The sequence below is a fragment of the Acinetobacter sp. Swhac1 genome (genome assembly GCF_013390985.1).
GTDB lineage: Bacteria > Pseudomonadota > Gammaproteobacteria > Pseudomonadales > Moraxellaceae > Acinetobacter > Acinetobacter towneri.
This window is the reverse complement of the sequence record NZ_JACASN010000098.1, coordinates 1-1,304: the sequence shown is the minus strand read 5'-3', so window position 1 is coordinate 1,304 and position 1,304 is coordinate 1. Positions and strand designations below refer to the sequence as shown.

The 1,304-nt window shown below is 38.7% G+C and carries 1 protein-coding gene; it reads right to left on the bottom strand.

Annotated elements, in window-relative coordinates:
- Position 1: 1 nt before the first annotated feature.
- Positions 2-1,282, bottom strand: a complete 1,281-nt coding sequence (locus HX743_RS16060) for a cation transporter (RefSeq protein ID WP_005237495.1) — start codon at positions 1,280-1,282, stop codon at positions 2-4.
- Positions 1,283-1,304 lie beyond the last annotated feature (22 nt).

Here is a 1,304-nt window from a genome sequence, read left to right as displayed (position 1 = left end):
CTTACTTCAAAGCCAAAATTTTTCGGGCACCATTAAGTACGAATAAAGAAACCAGTATGCCAATGATTAAGTCTGGATAAGCTGATCCCGTCCACGCCACGAGTACACCGGCAAATATAACGCCCATATTTACGACAACGTCATTCGCCGAGAAAATCCAACTGGCTTTCATATGTGCGCCATCTTCTCGATGACCAGAAATAAGATATAAGCATGTCACGTTAGCTATAAGTGCGAGCAGGCCAATAACAATCATGAGCGTTGATTCTGGCTCGCTTCCAAACATGAATCGTCTAATGACATCAACAATCACGATAACAGCAAGTAATAACTGAATCCAACCTGCGAAATGGGCTGCTTTTATTTGATATTTCGCAGCTTTTCCGACGGCATATAGCGCAATACCATAAACGGCTGCATCGGCAAACATATCTAGAGAATCAGCAATCAATCCTGTAGACGCAGCAATAATACCGCTGATGAATTCTATAAAGAAAAGTAGAGCATTAATACCTAATAACAGTTTAAGTACTTTAGCTTGTCTCACAGGATCAGGTTCATTAGGTATATCGCCTGAAGAAAGCTGTGTTTCATCAAGTTTCGCCCCAAAACCCAGTCCTTCGAGTTTAGCCGTAATTTGCTGAATCCCTTCATTATGGAAGACTTTCAGTTTTCGATTGGGAAGATCAAAAGTAAGACCTTTAACTGCTTCAATATCTGCAAGAGCCATACGGACCATTTGCTCTTCAGCAGAGCAATCCATTTTAGGAATGGTGTAGGTACTTGTTTGCTTAGCCTGTTGATTGCTTATATAAGTTTCAGTCTTCACAAGCTTTGCACCAAAACCCAAAGCTTCAAGTTTGGTGGTTATATTTTCATCTTTTTGATTATGTAGAACCTTTAAAGAACGGTTAGGTAAATCAAAGATGAGTTTTTGAACACCATCAATTGAAGATAGCGCCATACGAACCATCTGTTCTTCCGCAGAACAATCCATTTTGGGAACTAAGTATTCACTCATGTAGTGCGAATCTTTTAAAATATCTTCAGTGCTTAAATTTTCTTTGGGATCAGAACCATAACAGGATTGAGCGGTATCTTCACAACTGTTTGAAGTGTTACAGCAAGGAGATGAAGATTTTTTTTCTTCCTCTTCACCACAACAGCTAAGCGTATTATCACAATTCTTTGAATTGTTTGCTTCTGCAATTGATGGATGATTTTCTTGTTGAGATTTCTTATCTTCGCATGGTGTTTCTTTACTACATCCACAACCACTCATAATTATACCCATTAAAAAAATT